Source organism: Pseudomonas sp. FW305-70 (assembly GCF_058783925.1).
In genome coordinates this window covers 1-21,110 of sequence record NZ_JBYSYZ010000042.1, presented here as the reverse complement: position 1 = coordinate 21,110, position 21,110 = coordinate 1, and the positions used below count along the sequence as shown (strand labels likewise).

Here is a 21,110-nt window from a genome sequence, read left to right as displayed (position 1 = left end):
GTCTTGTTACATCTATATAAGACGGCCGGGTCCCAATCACTGGGAACACCATGGCCACACAAGAAAAGAGAACCCGAAAAATGGCTGGCGCGCAGACCCCGTTGTTCACCGCATTGTTGATCGATGGTGAATTAGTCGCCGGTCAAGGCTGTGTCGAGCCGATTCTCAACCCGGCCACCGGCGAAATCATCACGCAAATCGCCGAAGCCAGCACCGAGCAAATCGAAGCCGCGATCCTCGCCGCCCACCGCGCGTTTGCCGGTTGGTCACGGACCACGCCACAGCAACGTTCGAACCTGTTGCTGGACATCGCCAACGCCATCGAAAAAAACGCCGACCTGCTGGCCCGCCTCGAGTCCATGAACTGCGGCAAGCCGTTGCACCTGGCCCGCCAGGATGACCTGAGCGCCACGGTCGACGTGTTCCGCTTCTTCGCCGGTGCCGTGCGTTGCCAGACCGGCCAGCTCAGCGGCGAATACCTGCCGGGCTACACCAGCATGGTGCGCCGCGATCCTATCGGGGTCGTGGCGTCGATCGCGCCGTGGAACTACCCGATCATGATGGCCGCGTGGAAAATCGCCCCGGCCCTCGCCGCCGGCAACACCCTGGTGTTCAAACCGTCGGAACACACGCCGCTGTCGATCCTGGCCCTGGCACCCGCGCTGGCCGAGATCCTGCCACGGGGTGTGATCAACATCGTTTGCGGGGGTGGCGAAGGCGTCGGCAGCCACCTGGTGAGCCACCCTAAAGTGCGCATGGTGTCGCTGACCGGCGATATCGTCACCGGGCAAAAAATCCTCCAGGCCGCATCGAAAACCCTCAAGCGTACCCACCTCGAACTCGGCGGCAAGGCTCCGGTGATCGTCTGCAACGATGCCGACATTCAGGCCGTGGTCGAAGGTGTGCGCACTTATGGCTACTACAACGCCGGCCAGGATTGCACCGCCGCTTGCCGCATTTATGCCCAGGCCGGGATTCACGACCGTCTGGTGGCCGAGCTCGGCGCGGCCGTCAGCAGCCTGCGCTTCGCCGGCAAGCGCGACGCCGACAACGAAATCGGCCCGCTGATCAGCACCCGCCAGCGCGACCGCGTGGCCAGCTTTGTCGAACGCGCCCTCGGCCAGCCGCACATCGAGCGGGTGACCGGCGCGGCCGTGCATTCCGGCGCCGGCTTCTATTACCAGCCGACCCTGCTGGCCGGCTGCAAGCAAGGCGATGAGATCGTCCAGCGCGAAGTGTTCGGACCGGTGGTCACCGTGACCCGTTTCGATGAACTGGAACAAGCGGTGGACTGGGCCAACGATTCGGAATACGGCCTGGCGTCGTCGGTCTGGACCCAGAACCTCGACAAGGCCATGCAGGTCGCGGCGCGCCTGCAGTACGGCTGCACCTGGATCAACAGCCATTTCATGCTGGTCAGCGAAATGCCCCATGGCGGCCTGAAGCGTTCGGGCTACGGCAAGGACCTGTCCAGCGATTCGCTTCAGGACTACAGCGTGGTGCGGCACATCATGGCACGGCATGGACAGGAGCTTTAAGCGGCAAGCTACAAGCTACAAGCCAAAGCAGATCGCTGTTCCTTGCAGCTTGAAGCTTGCCGCTTGCAGCTACTCTTAACAAAAACCTAAAAAACAAAGAGGTGTGTCCCATGTTCGTGCACAAGACCGCACTGCTCAGTGCAATCACCACCGCGCTGCTGGCCAGTGCCAGCCTCCAGGCCGCCGAGCCGCTCAAAGCTGTCGGGGCTGGCGAGGGCCAACTGGATATTGTGGCCTGGCCTGGCTACATCGAACGTGGCGAGAGCGACAAGGCCTACGACTGGGTGACCGGTTTCGAGAAGGAAACCGGCTGCAAGGTCAACGTCAAGACCGCGGCCACTTCCGATGAAATGGTCAGTCTGATGGCCAAGGGTGGTTACGATCTGGTGACGGCGTCGGGCGACGCCTCCCTGCGCCTGATCGTCGGCAAGCGTGTACAGCCGATCAACACCGCGTTGATCCCGAACTGGAAAAACCTCGACCCGCGCCTCAAGGATGCACCCTGGTACGTGGTCAACAAGCAGACCTACGGCACCCCCTATCAGTGGGGCCCGAACGTGCTGATGTACAACACCAACGTGTTCAAGACCGCGCCGACCACCTGGGGCGTGCTGTTCAATGCCGAAAACCTGCCGGACGGCAAGCCGAACAAGGGGCGCGTGCAAGCCTATGACGGCCCGATCTACATCGCCGACGCGGCGCTTTACCTGAAAACCGCCAAACCGGAACTGGGCATCCAGAGCCCGTATGAACTGACCGAGGCCCAGTACAAGGCCGTGCTCGACCTGCTGCGCGCCCAGCAGCCGTTGATCCACCGCTACTGGCACGACACCACCGTGCAAATGAGTGACTTCAAGAACGAAGGCGTGGTCGCCTCCGGCGCGTGGCCGTATCAGGTCAACGGCCTGATGAACGAGAAACAGCCCATCGCCTCGACCATCCCGAAAGAAGGCGCCACCGGTTGGGCCGACACCACCATGATGCACAGCGAGGCCAAGCACCCGAACTGCGCCTACAAGTGGATGGACTGGTCGCTGCAACCGAAAGTCCAGGGCGACGTAGCGGCGTGGTTCGGCTCGCTGCCAGCGGTCCCTGCGGCGTGCAAGGAGAGCGAACTGCTCGGCGCCGAAGGCTGCAAGACCAACGGTTTCGACCAGTTCGACAAGATCGCCTTCTGGAAAACCCCACAAGCTGAAGGCGGCAAGTTCGTGCCGTACAGCCGCTGGACCCAGGACTACATCGCGATCATGGGCGGTAGGTAGTTTGTGAGATGACACCGCCCCTGTGGGAGCGGGCTTGCTCGCGAAGAGGCCATCACATCCAGCATTGATGTTGCCTGACACACTGCATTCGCGAGCAAGCCCGCTCCCACAGGGGGATATCTACAACCAACACACCGTATTCGATTCAGCTTTTTCAGAAGTCCAGGCAGGGCCGCTGCGACGGCCTTCGCCTTTTTGGAGCACCGCACCATGACGCTTGCAGTCCAGTTCACCAACGTTTCCCGTCAATTCGGCGAAGTGAAAGCCGTAGACCGGGTTTCCATCGACATCCAGGACGGCGAGTTCTTCTCCATGCTGGGGCCTTCCGGCTCGGGCAAGACCACCTGTTTGCGCCTGATCGCCGGTTTCGAACAACCGAGCGCAGGCTCCATCCGTATTCATGGCGAAGAGGCCGCCGGCCTGCCGCCGTACCAGCGTGACGTGAACACCGTGTTCCAGGATTACGCGCTGTTCCCGCACATGAACGTTCGCGACAACGTCGCCTACGGTTTGAAAGTCAAAGGCGTGGGCAAGGCCGAACGTCTGAAACGCGCCGAAGAAGCCCTCGATATGGTCGCCCTCGGCGGCTATGGCGACCGCAAGCCGGTGCAGCTTTCCGGTGGTCAGCGCCAGCGTGTGGCCCTGGCCCGCGCCCTGGTCAACCGGCCTCGCGTACTCTTGCTCGACGAGCCACTCGGCGCACTCGACTTGAAACTGCGCGAGCAAATGCAGAGCGAGCTGAAAAAACTGCAGCGCCAGCTCGGCATCACCTTCATCTTCGTCACCCACGACCAGACCGAAGCGCTGTCGATGTCCGACCGCGTGGCGGTATTCAACAAGGGCCGCATCGAACAAGTCGACAGCCCGCGTAACCTGTACATGAAACCGGCCACCACCTTCGTGGCGGAATTCGTCGGCACCTCCAACGTGATTCGCGGTGACCTGGCCAGGCAGCTCAGTGGCAATCCACAGCCGTTCTCGATTCGCCCGGAACACGTGCGTTTCGCCGAAGGCCCGCTGGCCAGCCACGAAATCGAAGTCACCGGCTTGCTCCACGATATCCAGTACCAGGGCAGCGCCACCCGCTATGAACTGAAACTGGAAAACGGCCAGACCCTGAACATCAGCCAGGCCAACAATCAGTGGCTGGACACCAGCGCACAACACCAGACCGGGCAGCGCATCAGCGCGCGTTGGGCACGCGAAGCCATGATCCCGTTACACGACACCGTTGCAGGCGGGGTGTGAGATGAACACCGTAGCCATCCCTCAATCGCCGGCCAGCGGCTCGCTGCTGCGCAGGTTTTCCAACCTGCTGTATCGTCGGCCGAATTTTTACCTGTCGCTCCTGCTGGTACCGCCGCTGCTGTGGTTCGGCGCGATCTACCTGGGTTCGTTGCTGGTTCTGCTGTGGCAAGGTTTCTACACCTTCGATGACTTCACCATGGCGGTCACTCCCGACCTGACCCTGGCCAACTTCACCGCGCTGTTCCAGCCGTCGAACTTCGACATCATCCTGCGCACTCTGGGCATGGCGATTGCCGTGTCGATTGCCAGCGCCATCGTCGCATTCCCGATCGCCTACTACATGGCGCGCTACACCACGGGCAAGACCAAAGCGTTTTTCTACATCGCGGTGATGATGCCGATGTGGGCCAGTTACATCGTCAAGGCCTACGCCTGGACACTGCTGCTGGCCAAGGGCGGCGTGGCACAGTGGTTCGTGCAGCACCTGGGGCTGGAACCGGTCCTGCAGTTCGTGTTGGGGATTCCAGGCGTCGGCGGCAGCACCTTGTCGACCTCGCACCTGGGCCGTTTCATGGTGTTCGTCTACATCTGGCTGCCGTTCATGATCCTGCCGATCCAGGCTTCGCTGGAACGCCTGCCGCCCTCGCTGCTGCAAGCCTCCGCCGACCTCGGGGCCAAGCCGCGCCAGACCTTCATGCAAGTGATTCTGCCGCTGTCGATCCCGGGCATTGCCGCCGGTTCGATCTTCACCTTCTCGCTGACCCTGGGCGATTTCATCGTGCCGCAACTGATCGGCCCGCCCGGCTACTTCGTCGGCAGCATGGTGTATGCCCAGCAAGGCGCCATCGGCAACATGCCCATGGCCGCAGCGTTCACCCTGGTGCCGATCGTGCTGATCGCCATCTATCTGTCCATCGTCAAACGTCTGGGGGCCTTCGATGCACTCTGAAAAAGCATCTCTCGGGCTACGCATCGCGGCCTGGGGCGGATTGGTGTTCCTGCACTTCCCGATCCTGATCATCTTCCTGTACGCCTTCAACACCGAAGACGCGGCGTTCAGCTTTCCGCCCAAGGGCTTCACTTGGAAGTGGATCGGCGTGGCGTTCTCCCGGCCGGACGTGCTCGAAGCCATCAAGCTGTCGTTGCAGATCGCCTCGATTGCCACGCTGATTGCCATGGTCCTTGGCACGCTGGCTTCGGCGGCACTGTACCGCCGAGACTTCTTCGGCAAGCAGGGCATCTCGCTGATGCTGATCCTGCCGATCGCCCTGCCGGGGATCATCACCGGGATCGCGTTGCTGGCAACCTTCAAGACACTGGGCATCGAGCCGGGGATGTTCACCATCATCGTCGGCCACGCGACCTTCTGCGTGGTGATCGTCTACAACAACGTCATCGCCCGCTTGCGCCGTACGTCCCACAGCTTGATCGAGGCCTCGATGGACCTCGGCGCCGACGGCTGGCAGACCTTCCGCTACATCATCCTGCCGAACCTCGGCTCGGCGTTGCTGGCCGGCGGCATGCTGGCGTTTGCCCTGTCGTTCGACGAAATCATCGTCACCACCTTCACCGCCGGCCATGAACGGACCCTGCCGCTGTGGCTGCTCAACCAGCTGAGCCGCCCACGGGACGTGCCGGTGACCAACGTCGTGGCGATGCTGGTGATGATCGTGACCATGCTGCCGATCCTTGGCGCCTATTACCTGACCCGTGGCGGTGAAAGCGTTGCGGGCAGTGGCGGCAAGTAACTGACAACTCAACTCCCAATGGGGGAACCGGATCCTGTGGGAGCGGGCTTGCTCGCGAAGAGGCCATCACATTCAACAATGATGGCGACTGATAAACCGCTTTCGCGAGCAAGCCCGCTCCCACATTTTGGCCGGTTTCCACAGAGAAAAAACAACAGTTCCGAAGAGGACAACGCCATGCAAACCAAACTCTTGATCAACGGCCAACTGCAAGACGGCGAAGGCCCTGCCCAACCGGTGTTCAACCCCGCGCTGGGTCGTGTGCTGGTGGAAATCAACGAAGCCAGCGAAGCCCAGGTCGATGCCGCCGTACGTGCCGCCGACGCCGCTTTCACCAGCTGGTCGCAGACCCCGCCGAAAGAACGTTCGCTGCTGCTGCTCAAACTCGCCGATGCCATCGAGGCCCACGGCGAAGAGCTGGCCAAACTGGAATCGGACAACTGCGGCAAGCCTTACAGCGCCGCGCTGAACGACGAGATCCCGGCGATTGCCGACGTGTTCCGCTTCTTCGCCGGCGCCAGCCGTTGCATGAGCGGTTCGGCCGGTGGCGAATACCTGCCCGGCCACACCTCGATGATCCGCCGCGACCCGGTGGGCGTGATCGCCTCCATCGCGCCGTGGAACTACCCGCTGATGATGGTCGCCTGGAAAATCGCCCCGGCCCTGGCCGCCGGTAATACCGTGGTGCTCAAGCCGTCGGAACAGACCCCGCTGACTGCGCTACGCCTGGCCGAACTGGCGTCGGACATCTTCCCGGCCGGCGTACTCAACCTGGTGTTCGGCCGCGGTCCTAGCGTCGGCAGCCCGCTGGTCACCCACCCGAAAGTGCGCATGGTGTCGCTGACCGGTTCGATCGCCACCGGCTCGAACATCATTTCCAGCACCGCCGACAGCGTCAAACGCATGCACATGGAACTGGGCGGCAAGGCTCCGGTGATCATCTTCGACGACGCCGACATCGACGCCGCCGTCGAAGGCATCCGCACCTTCGGGTTCTACAACGCCGGTCAGGACTGCACCGCCGCCTGCCGCATCTACGCGCAGGAAGGCATCTACGAGAAATTCGTCGAGAAACTCGGTGCCGCCGTCAGCAGCATCAAGTACGGCGTGCAGGACGATCCATCGACCGAACTCGGCCCGCTGATTACCGCACAGCACCGCGACCGCGTGGCCGGTTTCGTCGAACGCGCCATCGCCCAGCCGCACATTCGCCTGATCACTGGCGGCAAGGCTGTCGAAGGCAATGGTTTCTTCTTCGAACCGACGGTGCTGGCCGATGCCCAGCAGGATGACGAGATCGTGCGGCGCGAAGTGTTCGGGCCGGTGGTGTCGGTGACCAGGTTCAGCGATGAAGCGCAGGTGCTGGGCTGGGCCAACGATTCGGACTACGGCCTGGCCTCCTCCGTGTGGACCGCCGATGTCGGCCGCGCCCATCGGATGTCGGCGCGCTTGCAGTACGGCTGCACCTGGGTCAATACGCACTTCATGCTGGTCAGCGAAATGCCTCATGGCGGTCAGAAGTTGTCCGGGTATGGCAAGGACATGTCCATGTACGGGCTGGAGGATTACACCGTTGTGCGGCATGTGATGTTCAAGCACTAAAAGCTTCGCGAGCAAGCCCGCTCCCACAGGAGAGTGCGTGTTGGTTGCCCCTATTCCTTGCCCTTGCGTGACGCCGTCACCGTCACTTCAATCGCCCGGACACTGATCGCCGCGAATGTCGCCGTCATCAGTACCCCATTGAACCCCAGCAGGATCGCCAGCACCCGTGACACCCCCAGTTTGGGCACCAGTTCTCCGTAGCCGATGGTCAGGCCGGTCACGAAGGCGAAGTAGATGCCGTCATAGGGGTTCCACCCTTCCAGGTGGGCGATGATGAGGCCGAACGCAATGATTACCAGCAGCAGTATCGAGAAGATCGGCCACACCACTTTGAAGTAGAACCAGACGGCCTTGTAGAACTCGTGGCGGACGTTTGATGCACGGGTGAGGTTCATGTCGTGGGCTTCCTGGGGATTGACTGATGCACAGCGGTTCAATACCCCGTTCAGCTTGGCACAAGCGCTGAAAACTGCGACCAACGGGGCGTTATCTCTGGCCAGGACTATGACAAAGATGACGCCCCCCGGGCTATCCGGAAACCGCCTGCTGCCGGATTCCTGTAGGAGCGAGCTCGCTCGCGATGGTCGTCAACGATAACGCGTGTTTACTGGTTAAACGCAGCGCTCTCCAGTCCATCGCGAGCAAGCTCGCTCCTACAACAACAGCGCCAGGTTTATCCCTCAGTTCGCTTCCGTTTCCCGAATCAGCTTCTTGTTGATCTTGCCAACACTGGTCTTGGGGATTTCGGCGACGAACTTGAACTGCTTGGGGATCGCCCATTTGTTGATGCGGCCGCCGTCGACGAAGGCTTGCAGGTGCGTCTCGAGGATCTTGCGGTCCAGGTATTGCCCCGGCTCGCACACCACCATGGCCATGGGCCGTTCGCCCCACTGCTCATCGACGATGCCCACCACCGCGACGGACATGACGCCCGGGTGTTCGCTGATCAGGCTTTCCAGTTCCAGGGAGCTGATCCACTCGCCGCCGGTCTTGATCACGTCCTTGATGCGGTCCTTGATTTCCACGCCGCCCTGTTGGTCAATCGAGGCCATGTCGCCGGTGTGCAGCCAGCCGTTGTGCCACAGCTCCGCGCCTTTGTCCGGGGCTTTCAGATAGCCCTGGGTCAGCCACGGCGCGCGCACCACGATCTCGCCCAGGGACTCGCCGTCATGGGCCACGTCGTTGCCCTCGGCGTCGATGATCTTCAGGTCGACCAGCGGCACCGGCGTGCCAGTCTTGATGCGGATCGGCAGTTGCGCTTCGGCGGATAGCTGAAGGTCCTCGTCGCGCAGGTAGGTCAGGCACAGCAACGGGCAGGTTTCCGACATGCCGTAGCCAGCGTGCACCACCATGCCTTTGGCGCTGGCTTCACTGGCGATGCCAAGCGTCAGGGCACTGCCGCCCAGGAGCATTTTCCAGCCGTCGAAACGGGTCGCCTTGCCTTCCTCGCAGTTGAGGATCATCTGCAGGATGGTCGGCACGCAGTGGGAGAAGGTCACCTTCTCTTCGCGGTACAGCCGGACCAGGCTGTTGGGCTCGTAGCGGCCGGGGTAGACCTGCTTGATGCCCATCAGCGTCGCGACATACGGCACGCCCCACGCATGCACGTGGAACATCGGCGTGATCGGCATGTACACATCGTCGGAACGCAACAGCGGCTGGCCCTGATAGACGCCCAGGGTGCCGACGGCATTCAGGGTGTGCAGCACCAGTTGCCGATGGCTGAAGTACACGCCTTTCGGGTCGCCGGTGGTGCCGGTGGTGTAGAACAGCGTGGCCACCGAGTTCTCGTCGAAATCCGGGAAGTCGTACTGGTCCGGGGCCAGGGACAGCAACTGCTCGTACTCACCGAGCACCGGCAGCGAGGTCGCGGTCGCCTCGTCATCGGTGAGCTGCAGGTAGCCTTTTACCGTTTCCAGCCGCCCGTGGATCTGTTCGACCAGGGGCAGGAAGTCGTCATGCACCAGCACCAGGTCATCCTCTGCGTGGTTCATGGTGAACAGCACCTGCTCCGGTGACAGGCGAATGTTCACCGTGTGCAGCACCGCGCCGATCATCGGCACGGCGAAGAAGCATTCCAGGTAGCGGTGGCTGTCCCAGTCGAGCAAGGCCACGGTGTCACCGGCCTTGACCCCGGCCGCCGTCAGCGCATTGGCCAGGCGGCGAATGCGCTGGTTCAGCGTCTGGTAGCTGTAGCGCAGTTTGTCGGCGTAGACGATTTCCCGGCCCGGCTCGTAACGCACGCCGGACAGCAGCAATTGCTTGATCAGCAAGGGATAGGCATAAGCGCCGTCGGCAGGCGGAATTATTTTTGTTTTCAGCATGGTTGGAGTTCCTTGTCCTTCGATCAGAACTGATCGGCTTTCAGCTCGTAGAGGCAGTCACTACCGGCCTTGACCGATGCGCTCAACGAGTGGATACGCGGCAGCAACCGGGCGAAGTAGAAACGCGCGGTGGCCAGTTTGCTGGTGTAGAAATCGTCTTCGGCATCCCCGCTGATGACGGCCTTGGCCATCCGCGCCCACATGTAGGCGTAGGCGGTGTAGCCAAACACGTGCAGGTACTCGACCGAGGCCGCGCCGATTTCATTCGGGTTGCCCTGGGCCCGGTCCAGCAGCCATGCGGTCAGCTCGTCGAGGGTGTCCACGGCGGCATTCAGCGGCTTGGTGAACTCGTCGAGGTCCGCAGCGGCGTTAGCGGTAAAGTTGCGGATTTCCGAGGCGAACAAGCGGTAGAGCGCCCCGCCGCTGCCGACGATCTTGCGCCCGGCCAGGTCCAGGGACTGGATGCCGTTGGTGCCTTCGTAGATCTGGGTGATGCGCACGTCGCGCACCAGTTGCTCCTGGCCCCACTCGCGGATGTAGCCGTGGCCGCCGAAGATCATCTGACCGTGCAAGGTGGTTTCCAGGCCCATGTCGGTGAGGAACGCCTTGGCCACCGGGGTCAACAGTGCCACCAGTTCTTGCGCGCGATTGCGCGTGACTTCGTCTTCGCTGTACCTGGCCGTGTCCAGTTGCAACGCGACATAGCTGGAGAACGCACGGCCGCCTTCGTTCAAGGCTTTCATGGTCAACAGCATGCGACGCACGTCCGGGTGCACGATGATCGGGTCGGCGGCCTTGTCCTTGTTCTGCGCACCGGTCGGCGCACGGCTTTGCAGACGGTCGCGGGCGTATGCGACGGCGTTCTGATAGGAACGCTCGCCCTGGGCCAGGCCCTGGATGCCCACACCCAGACGCTCGTAGTTCATCATGGTGAACATCGCCGCCAGGCCTTTGTTCGGCGCATCGACGATCCAGCCGGTGGCGCCATCGAAGTTCATCACGCAGGTGGCGGAGGCCTTGATGCCCATCTTGTGTTCGATGGAGCCACACGACAGCGCATTGTTTTCACCCAGCGAACCGTCGGCGTTGACCAGCACCTTGGGCACCAGGAACAGCGAGATGCCCTTCGGCCCCGCCGGTGCATCCGGCAGGCGCGCCAGTACCAGGTGGATGATGTTCTCGCTCAGGTCGTGGTCGCCGCCGGTGATGAAGATCTTGCTGCCGCTGACCTTGTAGCTGCCATCGGCCTGGGGTTCGGCCTTGGTGCGAATCAGGCCCAGGTCGGTGCCGGCGTGGGCTTCGGTCAGGCACATCGAACCGGTCCAGGTGCCGGCGTACATGTTCGGCAGATAGCGTTGCTTGAGCTCTTCGCTGGCGTGGGCCTTGATCGACAGGCAGGCACCGGCGGTCAGCATCGGGTACAGGCCGAACGACAGGCTGGCCGAGTTGACCATCTCTTCGACCTGCGCCGAAATCGCCTTGGGCATGCCCATGCCGCCGTACTGCGGATCACCGCCGACACCGACCCAACCGCCCTCGGCGAAAGCTTGATAGGCCCCGGCAAAACCCTCTGGCGCGGTGACCGAACCATTGCTCCAGGTACAACCCTGTTCGTCGGTGACGCGGTTCAAGGGTGCGATGACTTCGCCGGTGATCTTGCCGGCCTCTTCAAGGATGGCAGCGGCGGTTTCTTCATCGATCACGTCGGCCAGGCCGGGCAAACTGGCCCAGAGCCGGGACACCTGGAAAACCTCGTTGAGTACGAAGCGCATGTCGCGCAGGGGAGCTTTGTATTCAGACATCTTGGCTTACTCGGAAGTGGTCAGGGCATGGGGCATGCCCGGACGTTCAGTGGATTCAGTGTTCTCGGCGGCGGTAGCGGAGCCCGGCTGCGGGGCCCGTTCGCGCAGCAGGAAATACGACAGGGCCGGAATCAGGATCAGCGCACCGAGCATGTTCCACAGGAACATGAAGGTCAGCAGGATGCCCATGTCGGCCTGGAACTTGATCGGCGACCAGACCCAGCACACCACGCCGGCGGCGAGGGTGATGCCCACCAGCCCGACCACGCGGCCTGTGAAGGACACGGCGTTGCGGTAGGCCTGGGACAACGGCAGGCCCTGGCGCTGGAAGTGCAGTTGCACGCTGAGCAGGTACAGGGCGTAGTCCACGCCGATACCGACACCGAGGGCGATCACCGGCAGGGTCGCGACTTTCACGCCGATGCCCATGGCCACCATCAGGGCCTCACAGAGGATCGAGGTCAGCACCAGGGGCAACAACGCCACCAGCGTGGCCCGCCAGCTGCGGAAGGTGATCAGGCAGAACAGCGTCACCGCCGCGTAGACGTACAGCAGCATGGTGCGATTGGCCTCGCGCACCACGATGTTGGTCGCCGCCTCGATACCGGCGCTGCCGGCAGCCAGCAGGAACTGGCGATCCTCGGTGCTGTTTTCCTTGGCGAATTTGTCGGCGATGGCGACCACGGCATCGAGGGTTTCGGCCTTGTGATCCTTGAGGAACGCGATCACCGGCATCAGCGAGCACTCGGTGTTGAACAGCTCCGGGGAGTTGACCGAGGCTTGCTGCGCGGCGTAGTTGAGCACGTCCTGGTTGCGCTGGATGCTGTTGAGCTTGGGGTTGCCTTCGTAGGTGCCGGCAGTGATCTGCCGTACCGCGTTGACCAAGGACGCGGTGGCCTGCACGCCCGGATACTGTTGCAGCTCCCAGGCCAGGCGGTCGGCGAGCACCAGGGTCTTGTAGTTCAGGCAGCCTTCCGGCGCGGTCTTGATCATCACCGCGAACAGGTCGCTGGACAGCGCGTAGTGCTGGGTGATGTAGGCGTTGTCGCGGTTGTAGCGCGAGTCGGCGCGCAACTCCGGCGCACCGCTTTCCAGGTCACCGATCTTCAGGTTGAGGCTGACCACGTAGCCGCCAATGCCCATCAGCACCGCGACCAGCACGGCACCGGTCGCCCACTTGGCGGTGGTGAAGCGATCGAGCGCGTCCCACAACCGGCCGAAGCCTTTGTGCTTTTCGGCACGGGTGTCGATTTTCAGCGCGCGCTCGGCGGCCTTGGCGCCAACACCGATATAGGACAGCGCCACCGGCATCAGCAACAGCGAGGTGAAGATCAGCACCGCGACGCCGATGCTGGCGGTGATTGCCAGGTCCTGGATCACCGGGATGTCGATCAGCATCAGCACCGCAAAGCCCACGGCATCGGCCAGCAAGGCGGTGACGCCGGCGATGAACAGGCGGCGGAAGGTGTAGCGCGCAGCGATCAGCTTGTGGGTGCCGCGGGCGATGTCCTGCATGATGCCGTTCATCTTCTGCGCGGCGTGGGACACGCCGATGGCGAAGATCAAAAACGGCACCAGCACCGAGTACGGATCGATGGCGTAACCGAGCCAGGCGACGATGCCCAGTTGCCAGACCACCGCGACCAGCGAGCAGCCAACCACCAGCAAGGTGCTGCGCACGCAACGGGTGTAGGCGTAGATGATGGCCAGTGAAGTGACGACCGCCAGACCGAAGAACATCATCACCTGGATCAGGCCGTCGATCAGGTCGCCCATGAGTTTGGCGAAGCCGATCACCCGCACCTTGTAATGGCCGGTGCCTTCCACCCCGGACTTACGTGCAGCGCTGTCGCCGGCGTATTCGATCTTGTCGCGCAACTGCTCTTCGAGCATCTGCGAAAACGCGTGGTAGTTGATGCGCTGGCCACCGGCGGCGGCTTTGTCCAGCAGTGGCACGACCAGCATGGTCGACTTGAAATCGCTGGCCACCAGGCTGCCGACAATGCCGGCGCGGGAAATGTTCTGGCGCAGCTGTTCGATCTGATCAGGCTGCCCTGAATAGGTGTCGGGCATCACCGGGCCACCCTGGAAACCATCCTCGGTGACTTCGGTCCAGCGCACCGCCGGACTCCACAGCGACTTCATCCAGGCGCGGTCGACGCCTTCGGTGAGGAACAGCTGGTCGTTGACCTGCTTGAGTACGTCGAGGTATTCGGGATCGAAAATATCGCCCTGGGTGTTCTCGACCACCACGCGCACCGAGTTGCCCAACCCGCGCAGCGAAGCGCGGTTTTCCAGGAAGTTCTGGATGTACGGCTGGCTCTGCGGAATCATCTTTTCGAAGCTGGGGCGCAGCTCCAGGCGCGTCGCCGCCATGTAGCCGAGCACCACGGTGGCCAGGGCCATCAGCAGCATGAACAGCGGACGGAAGTTGAACACCAGGCGTTCCAGGCGGTTGCCGGAGCGGTGGTCGAAATCACGCAGATCGCGGATCACCGGCATGGCGTCTTGTTTGATGTTGCCCATGTCTGGGTTCTCGCTCTTAGGGTTCGAGGGCTGGATCGGCGGACAGCGTCCGGGCACCACGGCTTCCCGCCAGCACCAGTGCGCCGTCGGTGGACTGGGCAGCGCCGGCGACCGGCGTCGGTGCCGGTTGCCGCACCAGATGCATCTGCGCGCCCGTCCCCTGGCTGACCAGCATCTGCCCGCCCTGGGTGAACAAGCGATAATTGCCACGGGCATCGATCAGGCCCGCGGTGATGCTGACGTGCAGGCCGCTGTCCAGCGCAGTCCAGTTCTGGCCGCCATCGGTGCTGCGCAGCACGTTGCCGCGCAGGCCGTAGACCAGCACTTCGCCGGGCTTGCCGAGCACGCCGAAGAAGCTGCCCTGATACGGCGTCGGCACGGCATTGAAGCGTTGGGCGCTGTCGTCCCACTTGAGCAACAGGCCTTGCTCGCCGGCTATGTACAACGCATTGCCAGTGGAGGCGATGGCATTGAGGTGGAAGCCCTGCGGGTTGTCGGTGCGGTCCTGGAATGGCGTCCAGGTCTGACCGCCGTCGTCGGTGCGCAGGATCAGGTTGAACACGCCGACCACATAGCCGGTTTTTTCATTGGCGAACCAGACGTCCAGCAGCGGTTTGTCCGCGCCCTGATCCAGTAGTCGTTGGCCTTCCATAGCCAACTGGGGCCATTGCTCGTTGCCCGGCTCGGCCTTGGCCAGCGCCGAGTAATGCTTGATCAGCAATTCGCCGATCTGGCGACCGTCGAGTTGCTTCTTCCAGGTCGCGCCGGCGTCGCTGCTGTGCAGCACCACGCCGTCATTGCCCACCGCCCAGCCTTGGGTGGCGGTCGGAAAATTCACCGCAGTGAGGTCGGCACTGGCCGGTACGACGGCCTGCTGCCAGTGGTTTCCCGAATCATCGGAAAACAGAATATGGCCACGCTGGCCGACGGTAATCACGCGCCCGCCGGCGCGGGTCATGCCGGACAACGGGCTGTTGATCGCCAAGGCACTGACCCTGGCGGGCAGGTCCAGCACATCGACGTAATCGGCCGCCTGGGTGATGCCCTGCGACAGGCCGAGCACAACGCCTAACGCCAAACGCACAATATTATTTTTATACGAACACATGCTGCGTCCTCTTCGGAAAACCGCGTCGAGGCACACTTGCGTGTACCAGACGTGCAGGTCATGCCCTTGTAGGAGCGAGCTTGCTCGCGATGGTCGTGAACGATGACGCGTGCTGTATGGATGCCCGCGTCGCCCTCTGGTCCATCGCGAGCAAGCTCGCTCCTACAGGGTGAGCGTTTGCTTGCGGTTGACTTAGCGAATGCCGGCGCCTGCCAGCGATTCCGAAGACCACTGCGCCTTGGAGAGCGGCTCGATGTACTTGATGCCGCCGTAAGGACCGACCACACCGTTGATGTTGTACGAACCACCCACCAGGTCGTAGATCATGAAGGGCGTCGAGTCCGGAACCTGCTTGTCATAGCTCTGGCTGAGGAAGGCGAAGGAACCGCGATAGAGCTGACCACGGGCGTCATATTGATCCGAGGCCAGAGCGGTCCAGCTGTCTTCGTCGAGGTAGAAGCGGCGCTTGGCGTAGATGTGACGGGCACCGGCCTTGAGGTTGCCTTCGACAACCCACACGCGGTGTTTTTCCCAGCGTACGAAGTCCGGCGACAGGTGATTGGCAGTGGTCAGCGACTTCGGATCCTGGACGTAAGTCAGCTTGTAGGTGTTGTAGGGCACGATCATTTCCTGCTTGCCCACCAGCTTCCAGTCGTAGCGGTCCAGCGCACCGTTGAACACGAACACGTCATCGTAGGTGCCCGCGCCGGCGGTACCCGGGTTAGGCGTGTCGTACGCCAGGCTCGGCGCCAGTTTCACCCGACGCTGACCCGGCAAGTACTGCCAGGCACGACGCGGCTGCTGCAACGGGTTGGCGGCGTCCTTGAGCATGATCGCCTCACCGGCACGGCGCGCAGGGCCGGTGTACGCCAGCTTCATCTGGTAGTACACGTCGGCGCTGCTGATCGGCTGCGAGAGGTTTTCATAGATCGGGTAGGAGATGTTCGCTTGCCCGGTGGTCGCCAGGCTCGGCACACCGGCGGAGTCGACGTTCCAGGAGTCGTACTTGGAGCTGATGCTGACGCCCTGGTAGCGCAACAGGAAGTTCCACATCGCTTCGTTGCCCGACTGCGGAATCGGGAACGGAATGCCCGGCAGCACGTTGTCGATGGCCAGGCCACCTTCCAGGGACTTGGCGCCGCTGGCGTTCTTCACGCCGTTGTCCAGAATCGCTTGAGGCAGCGAAACGGTGCGGTGCGTCGGGAACACGTCGACACGGAACGTCGGGAAACGCTTGGCCAGTTCTACCGTGGTTGCCGTGAGCAGGCCCTTGTATTGATCGACGTTCTTGCCGTCGATCACCAACAGCGGCTTTTCGCTGGCAAAAGGATCCGGGCGCATGCTGTCGCCAGCTTTGAAGCCGGCCGGCGCGCTGGTCAGGCCACCGTTGTAGGCGGGGATGGAGCCATCGGCGTTCCCGGCTTTTTCGGCGCCCACCAGCGTCAGGCTGGTGCCCAGTTTGGCAGCTTCCTGAGTTGAAACAGCAGCCTGTGCCTGGGCGGCGAAGACCATGGCCAGCGAAGCGGCCAACACGGTTTGTACAAATTTCATCTTGTTATTCTCCTGCTTGCATTGAGCAAATCAGTGGTGAATCAGAATGTTGTTTTCATCGTCAGGTACAGGGCGCCACGGTCCTCGGTCGTGGCCCCCCCTCCGGAGAAGGACGAGTAGCCGCCGGCGTAGCAGGCGTAGTTTTCGTTGCCGCTGAAGGCATTCGGGGTGGAGCCGTCGCCGCCGTTCGGGCCGGTGCTCACACCGCTGACGTTGCACTTGTCGGTCTGGCCGAAGGAGTCCACGTACTTCAGGTCGATAAAGTATTTGTTGTAGACAATGGCGCCCACGCCCACGGCATAGTTGCCGGTGTCCTTGGCCCCGCCACCGGAGACCGGCGACACACCGTCGAGACCGACGTTGACGGACATGGGTGCGTTGAGGTCGACACCGGGGAACACCTGGTACCAGGTCGGTGTGAAGTTGACTGCCAGGCCCCAGTTGTCACGGGTCGGCGCGTCGATGCCGCGATAGCTGTCCTTGCCCTTGTAAAGCGCCTCGTTCTTGCTATCGAGCTTGAGCAGGTTGCTGTAGTACAGCTCGGCCAGCACGGTGGCCTGATCGAACACCGGTGTTTTCGGCAGGGTCATCAGACCGTTGAGCGTCCAGTGCAAGGTGTCGCCTGTGGCGCTCATGCTGTCGCCACGGCTCGGGGTGTCGTAGACCACACCGGTGGCGTCCGTACGGGCAGGCAGCAGACCCAGACCTTGACCCAGGCCCAGCGGGCTGCGGGTACTGACGATCGCCGGGATACTGGCCAGCGGCATGTTGTGGCGAACGTTCAGGTCCGAACCGACGCTGATCCCGCCGACATCCTTGGACAGGCTCAGGCCAAGGATCTTGATGTTGTCGGCATAGGCCAGTTGATAGGTGGCGGTGTCCAGCGAATTGAGGGTGTTGATCACCGCAGGCACTTGCCCCGCCGGACGGGTGCCGTTCGGGTTGGCCGAGGTAATGCCCCTGGCGTCCAGATAGGCTTGCGGCAGGATTTCCGAGGTTTCGCGGTAGTAAACGCCGAGGGTGCCATCCAGCCACGCCGGCGACCACTTGGCCATGACGCCCCAGTCGCCGCTGTCATGCGGTGTCAGGTCCTTGCCGCGACGCACATTGGTCAAGGCGTTGCACGGCGCCAGGCCACAACCCAGCGGGCTGCCCGGTACCACGGCGTTGGTGTTGCCCAACAGGAACGATTGCGCGCCGAAGCCGACCAGGTCGGAACCACCGTAATAGGTGCCCGCTTCCGGCAGGCGCGCGGCATCCCAATTGAGGAAGTACTGGGCACCCACGGTCAGCTCGGGATTGACGGTGAACGTCATCGACAGCTGGTTACGCGGAACGAACAGTTCCTTGGCCTCGGTACCCGGCGACGCGGCAAGCTTGGCCAGATCGAGGCCGGACTGGCCATAGCTGACCGAGTGCACCGGGTTGAGAATGGTCTCGCCCCAGAACACGTTGTGCTGACCGGCCTTGGCGCTGAACATCGACTCCTCGCCCACTTCGGTGCTGTAGAACACGAAGGCATCGAGGATTTCGCCCGAAGGACCGCTGTAGTAGCGCTGGGCATAGTTGCTCAGGTGGGGGCTGCCGTTGCCGACGTTGTCACGGGTGACCCCGGCCAGGCGCGGGTCGTTGGCAATCAGGCCCGAACGCGCATCGTTGCCGTTGACGAACGGGTTGGAGTTGGAGCCGGTGTTGTCATAGGCCTTGTCGTACCAGCTGGCGGCGCTGACGCGAAAACCCATGGCGTTCTTGTAGACCACGTCCATTTCGGTCAACAGGTCGATACGGTTGGTGATGTTGGTGCCGGCCTTGCGGAAGTTGTAGTCGCCGTCGTTGTTGTTCGGCGTTCCCAACATGCGTTTGTCGGCGCTTTCGGTGCGCACGCCATAGTTGTACTTGATGGTGTTATCCACGCGTACGTTCCAGTCCGGATTCCCCGTCTCGATTTCGGCCCCATGGGCCACCGGTACGGTTGCCGCGAGAATGGCCGAGGCCAGCAAGGTGCAGCGTGGAGCGGTGAAGCCGTGACTCTTGTTGTTGTGCATTGCGTTGTCTCCGCCTTTTTGTATTTGTTTTTAGCGCAGCCGCCCTCACGCAAACCTCTTCGGGTTTGCGTTTAAGGAATGAGGGCAAATGCCGGTGGCGTACTGCCAGTCCAGCTCCTTGTACTAGCGGTCCAGCTCCAGGATGAGTGCTTCGGCTTGCGGCCAGTGGCCAAATCCTGCGGCCGGATTGAGGTGACCGACATCGCCCAGATTGAGCAATTCGGCGCCCCAGCCTTCTGCCATGCGGGTGACCGCAGGCAGCGTGGCAAGGTGATCGTTGGTGCTGCCGGCCACGATGCTGCGAAATGGCAGCGGGCCTTGTGGCAGAGGATTCCAGCCCTGGCTACGCAGGGTTTCGGAAGATGGATAGTTTGCCGGCCAGACCGCATCGAGGTCCGGTGGCGCGGCCAGCAAAGCGCCCTTGATCGGACGGCTGTAATGCGCAGCCCAGTGCGCGACCATCAGTACGCCGGCACTGTGGGCCACCAGAATCACCGGCCCGTCGATCTGCTCGAGTTCGTGCTGGATGGCCCGCACGCGAGCCATGCAATCGAGCTTGTCGGTCTCCAGCGGCGGGACGCTACGCACGTTGCTCAGCCTGGCTTGCAGCAACGTTTGCCAATGTTCGGCCACGTGCTCGCGCAGACCTGGAACAATCAGAACGGTGGCGGCAGTTTGCAGTTTGTCCACGGTGAACACCTTCGCTTTCTCGATAACTCGACTGGCTGTTTGCGCCAGGGGCTTTTTGTAGGGTCGACATTAAAGAGCGCCCACCCGAAGCGCTTTACATTGGACGTCAGGCACTTTTCTTTTGATGACAAATTGTCCGACACTCAGACGCGTGACCGTCGGTCTAAAAAACCCAGCAGGTTGGCGCAAGGTCACTGTAATCAACGGATGAGCGCTGATGGCTCCCTGCAGCGTAGAAGATGGGTGAGCGCACAGCATGAAAACCATCAACGACATGACAACTGTTCAACTGTTGATACGCTGGATATAGTCGCCACGCTCACGCCAATCGCCATCGGCACAGGGAAGCCCCTCGCATGACCAAGCTTGTTCGCGCCGCCGTCTTGACCAACTACCTTGAGGTCACCCAGTACCTGGGTTTCAACCCGCGCGACGTGCTGGCCGCTGTCGGCCTGAGCAGGGCCCAACTGCAAGCCCCTGAACACCGCATCCAGATCGATGCCGCCGTACGCCTGCTGGAAGACTCCGCCACCGCCAGCGGTTGCCAGACCTTCGGCCTGAGCATGGCCGAGTCACGCCAGCTCTCGGACTTCGGCGTGGTCAGCCTGCTGCTCAGCCACCAGCGCACCCTGCGCGATGCCTTGCAGGTCGTGGTGGATTACCGACACCTGATGAACGACTCGCTGGCCATCTTCATCGAAGAGGCCGGCAAGATGGTGATCATTCGCGAAGAGGTGGTCACCGAAACGCCCATGCCCAGCCGCCAGGCCACGGAGTTGGCCATCGGCGTGATGTTCCGGCTGTGCTCGGCCCTGCTGGGCTCACACTGGCACCCCTACAGCGTCAACTTCATGCACCAGGCACCGGACAACCTGCACCTGCACCGCCGGCTGTTTGGTTGCAAACTGGAGTTCGGCAGCGAGTTCAACGGCATCGTCTGCCCCGACATCAGCCTCGACATGACCAACCCCAACGCCGACCCGGCCATGGCCCGCTACGCCCAGAGCTACCTCGACTCGCTGCAGGGCCACGAAGGCACCTCGATGCTGTTCGAAGTACGCAAGGCGATCTACCTGCTGCTGCCCATGGGGCGCGCCACCATCGAACAGGTCGCCCAGAGCCAGGGCATGAACGTACGCACCCTGCAACGCCGCCTCAAGGACGATGGTTGCGCCTTCAACGACGTAATCAACGATGTGCGCCGTGATCTGGTGCTGCGTTATCTGGACAACCCGAACTACTCCCTTAGCCGCATTGCCGACATGCTCGGCTATTCGATGGCGAGTTCGTTTACGCGGTGGTTTATCAGCCAGTTCGGGATGCCGCCGGCGACGTGGCGTGCGCAAAAACAATCCACAGCAAAACCTGGCGCAGGCCCGAAAGAGTCCTGAGTCGAACACACACCCGCAGGAACCAGCCTGCTGGCGATGGACTCCAGCACGCCGCGTTCATCCAGCTCACCCGCCTCATCGTTAACGACCATCGCTGGCAAGCCAGCTCCCACAAAGGACCGTGCCCACGCTGAACCTGTAGGAGCCAGCCTGCTGGCGATGGACTCCAGCACGCCGCGTTCATCCAGCTCGCCCGCGTCATCGTTAACGACCATCGCTGGCAAGCCAGCTCCCACAAAGGACCGTGCCCACGCTGAACCTGTAGGAGCCAGCCT

General features: G+C 62.4%; 15 protein-coding genes. 7 read left to right on the top strand and 8 right to left on the bottom strand.

Features of this window, described 5'->3' with window-relative positions; genetic code table 11:
* Positions 1-50 precede the first annotated feature (50 nt).
* The 6 genes from AC3WN7_RS23920 (at position 51) to AC3WN7_RS23895 (ending at position 7,398) form a co-directional block, all read left to right on the top strand.
* Entirely contained in the window at positions 51-1,538 is a 1,488-nt protein-coding gene (locus AC3WN7_RS23920) for a gamma-aminobutyraldehyde dehydrogenase (protein ID WP_102675288.1), read from the top strand.
* A 110-nt stretch (positions 1,539-1,648) separates the two neighbouring features.
* Positions 1,649-2,800, top strand: a complete 1,152-nt coding sequence (gene ydcS, locus AC3WN7_RS23915; protein WP_007975060.1) for a putative ABC transporter substrate-binding protein YdcS — start codon at positions 1,649-1,651, stop codon at positions 2,798-2,800.
* Between the two features lie 210 nt (positions 2,801-3,010).
* A complete protein-coding gene (locus AC3WN7_RS23910; RefSeq protein ID WP_095964999.1) occupies positions 3,011-4,048 on the top strand; it encodes an ABC transporter ATP-binding protein in 1,038 nt (345 codons plus the stop codon).
* Position 4,049: 1 nt separating this feature from the next.
* Positions 4,050-4,997, top strand: a complete 948-nt coding sequence (locus AC3WN7_RS23905; RefSeq protein WP_095964998.1) for an ABC transporter permease — start codon at positions 4,050-4,052, stop codon at positions 4,995-4,997.
* Positions 4,987-5,796, top strand: coding sequence for an ABC transporter permease (locus AC3WN7_RS23900; RefSeq protein WP_015093712.1), 810 nt, complete (start codon positions 4,987-4,989; stop codon positions 5,794-5,796). Before AC3WN7_RS23905 ends, AC3WN7_RS23900 begins: the two co-directional genes overlap by 11 nt.
* A gap of 177 nt (positions 5,797-5,973) precedes the next feature.
* Entirely contained in the window at positions 5,974-7,398 is a 1,425-nt protein-coding gene (locus tag AC3WN7_RS23895) for a gamma-aminobutyraldehyde dehydrogenase (RefSeq protein ID WP_095964997.1), read from the top strand.
* Positions 7,399-7,448: 50 nt separating this feature from the next.
* On the opposite strand, the gene AC3WN7_RS23890 is transcribed toward AC3WN7_RS23895, so the two are convergent.
* The 8 genes from AC3WN7_RS23890 to AC3WN7_RS23855 all read right to left on the bottom strand — a co-directional run bounded on the left by AC3WN7_RS23890 (position 7,449) and on the right by AC3WN7_RS23855 (position 19,444).
* A complete protein-coding gene (locus tag AC3WN7_RS23890) occupies positions 7,449-7,793 on the bottom strand; it encodes a potassium channel family protein (RefSeq protein ID WP_102675289.1) in 345 nt (114 codons plus the stop codon).
* A 285-nt stretch (positions 7,794-8,078) separates the two neighbouring features.
* Positions 8,079-9,722 (bottom strand): fatty acid--CoA ligase, encoded by a 1,644-nt coding sequence (locus tag AC3WN7_RS23885; RefSeq protein WP_102675290.1) that lies wholly within the window; start codon positions 9,720-9,722, stop codon positions 8,079-8,081.
* A gap of 23 nt (positions 9,723-9,745) precedes the next feature.
* Positions 9,746-11,524, bottom strand: coding sequence for an acyl-CoA dehydrogenase C-terminal domain-containing protein (locus AC3WN7_RS23880; protein ID WP_102675291.1), 1,779 nt, complete (start codon positions 11,522-11,524; stop codon positions 9,746-9,748).
* Between the two features lie 6 nt (positions 11,525-11,530).
* The gene (locus AC3WN7_RS23875) at positions 11,531-14,050 is read right to left on the bottom strand and encodes an efflux RND transporter permease subunit (RefSeq protein ID WP_102675292.1); all 2,520 of its coding nucleotides are present in this window, start codon (positions 14,048-14,050) and stop codon (positions 11,531-11,533) included.
* 16 nt (positions 14,051-14,066) lie between these two features.
* Positions 14,067-15,158: a WD40/YVTN/BNR-like repeat-containing protein gene (locus AC3WN7_RS23870; RefSeq protein WP_095965794.1), complete on the bottom strand. Its 1,092-nt coding sequence runs from the start codon at positions 15,156-15,158 to the stop codon at positions 14,067-14,069.
* A 192-nt stretch (positions 15,159-15,350) separates the two neighbouring features.
* A complete protein-coding gene (locus AC3WN7_RS23865) occupies positions 15,351-16,709 on the bottom strand; it encodes a DUF1329 domain-containing protein (RefSeq protein WP_095965795.1) in 1,359 nt (452 codons plus the stop codon).
* 41 nt (positions 16,710-16,750) lie between these two features.
* Positions 16,751-18,754, bottom strand: a complete 2,004-nt coding sequence (locus tag AC3WN7_RS23860; protein ID WP_095965796.1) for a DUF1302 domain-containing protein — start codon at positions 18,752-18,754, stop codon at positions 16,751-16,753.
* Between the two features lie 123 nt (positions 18,755-18,877).
* Positions 18,878-19,444 carry an RBBP9/YdeN family alpha/beta hydrolase gene (locus tag AC3WN7_RS23855; protein ID WP_015093602.1) on the bottom strand — a complete coding sequence of 189 codons (567 nt, stop codon included), beginning with the start codon at positions 19,442-19,444 and terminating at the stop codon, positions 18,878-18,880.
* A 356-nt stretch (positions 19,445-19,800) separates the two neighbouring features.
* Here AC3WN7_RS23855 and AC3WN7_RS23850 point away from each other — a divergent pair, with 356 nt between their 5' ends.
* Positions 19,801-20,835 carry an AraC family transcriptional regulator gene (locus AC3WN7_RS23850; protein WP_102675293.1) on the top strand — a complete coding sequence of 345 codons (1,035 nt, stop codon included), beginning with the start codon at positions 19,801-19,803 and terminating at the stop codon, positions 20,833-20,835.
* Positions 20,836-21,110: the final 275 nt, after the last annotated feature.